Source organism: Roseovarius conchicola (assembly GCF_041403425.1).
In the GTDB taxonomy this organism is placed as follows: Bacteria; Pseudomonadota; Alphaproteobacteria; order Rhodobacterales; family Rhodobacteraceae; genus Roseovarius; species Roseovarius conchicola.
In genome coordinates, this window is record NZ_JBGEHK010000022.1 from 1 (window position 1) to 1,152 (window position 1,152).

The window sequence follows — 1,152 nt, forward strand, 5'->3', positions numbered from 1 at the left end:
AAAGACCATCGAAACGCGACGCTTGCTCCACCGCAAATCCGCCGCATAATCACAACAACCAGATGCGCCAGACCCTCTCTTAGCTCAGGCCGCCATCTGTCCCAAAATCCCTGACGACGGACAATCGGGCCAAACTTCAACTCCTCCAATCTCGTTTGTGATGTCGATTGAAAAACGCTGCCCCTGTGGAGTTCCTTCGGTATAGGTATCTGCAGAATCCGCTAGACTACCGGTCTGGATTTCCAAGAGCGGAATCGGGGATAAAAGGGAAAAACTACTTGGACCACCGCGAATGACTTGTGCTTCGAATGCCGGATTGTCATCGTCGCGTAGGACTAAATAGAGGTGCCCAAAGCTAGTATTTCCAACTTCTTTTGATTCTAGATAAACCCGGACAGTCATTTTTCACTTTCGGAATTGTAGCTTGCCAAACAGTTTTCATTGGCGTCTTGAAAGAGGGGCCATGTGTTCTTGAGAAGATCTCCGGGACCGAATGCAATATTGTCAAAGGTCACATTTACGCCATCGGGATCGGTCGTTAAGAAAATTCGGATTCGATAGTTTGGTTTGCGCCCCCGAAAAGCCCATTTTTCAGAAAAGTAGTTGTAGATAGTTACATACTGATCGCCTACAGCGGTTGACCCGGCCAGATATTTGAACTCTGCGCCTTCCGCAAAGTGATCAAGGGCAAACACGAACTTCGACAGTTCCAATTTGTATCGAAAGTCAGATGCAGAAGGCTCACCGCCTACTAAGACTGCTAGATTTCGAAGCCGCTTAGCCAGTTCTATAGTGAAGTAGTTGTAGTTATCCTTCTTCACCCAACGGCTAGTATTGCTTTCCAGAAACCCTTCAACCTGATACCCAAGTTCAGCCAAAAGTTCCGGGTCATTGTTGTATTGTGAGCTTTCTCTTCCACCATGCCGTTCTCTTGCGAGCGCAATCAACTGTTCTGGGTTGGCAATCAAATCATCATAGGCCGTATCGTTTCTATAGGTGACTCCATCCGCACGCATCTTGTCAATTGCAGCACGAAAGCTCTGGCCCTGCTCGGTCGCTATAGTAATGATACGCTCTGCTTCCTTGTCGGACATTCCGTCAGGGCGGCAATCGCCAGCCGACAAAGGTGAGGCAACAATAAGAAGCAAAACC

The 1,152-nt window shown here is 48.2% G+C and carries 2 protein-coding genes; both read right to left on the reverse strand.

What is annotated here, in order from left to right; all coding sequences use genetic code 11:
• Positions 1–84 precede the first annotated feature (84 nt).
• On the reverse strand, positions 85–402 hold the full coding sequence (locus V6N02_RS22310; protein WP_371229933.1) for a hypothetical protein: 318 nt from the start codon (positions 400–402) through the stop codon (positions 85–87).
• Positions 399–1,152: hypothetical protein (locus V6N02_RS22315; protein ID WP_371229936.1), on the reverse strand; the 754-nt coding region annotated here is incomplete at its 5' end. The genes V6N02_RS22310 and V6N02_RS22315, both read right to left, overlap by 4 nt.

What these genes read in the sequence shown, in the direction of transcription:
- V6N02_RS22310 (WP_371229933.1), bottom strand. Translation starts at nt 402, where the DNA reads ATGACTGTCCGGGTTTATCTAGAATCAAAAGAAGTTGGAAATACTAGC.